Source organism: Achromobacter sp. GbtcB20 (assembly GCF_019091095.1).
Lineage (GTDB): Bacteria > Pseudomonadota > Gammaproteobacteria > Burkholderiales > Burkholderiaceae_B > Achromobacter > Achromobacter mucicolens.
This window is the reverse complement of sequence record NZ_JAGXJZ010000452.1, coordinates 1-294: the sequence shown is the minus strand read 5'-3', so window position 1 is coordinate 294 and position 294 is coordinate 1. Positions and strand designations below refer to the sequence as shown.

Here is a 294-nt window from a genome sequence, read left to right as displayed (position 1 = left end):
AACATCGACGGCGTCGAATACCTGTGGGACGACTTCGCCTTCGCCAGCCGCGAAGGCCTGGTGCCGCCGGCGGCGCGCGTCGTGGACCCGGCCGCGCTCGCGGCGCGCGGCCAGGACAAGCCGGTCTCGTCGTTCGATTTCGTCTTCCACCTGCATCGCGAGGCCGATACCGCGCCCAGCGCCCAGGTCGAACGCCAGCGCGCCGCAGCGTAAGCCAGTCCCCAGAGGAGAACGCCATGATCCCGATCCATCCCCTACCTGTGCGCCCCGTGGGCAGCGACGTCGACCTCGACG

General features: G+C 70.4%; 1 pseudogene. It reads left to right on the top strand.

What is annotated here, in order from left to right:
* Positions 1 to 213 (top strand): annotated as a pseudogene (locus KVT32_RS29730) (catechol 1,2-dioxygenase); the annotation flags it as partial.
* Positions 214 to 294 lie beyond the last annotated feature (81 nt).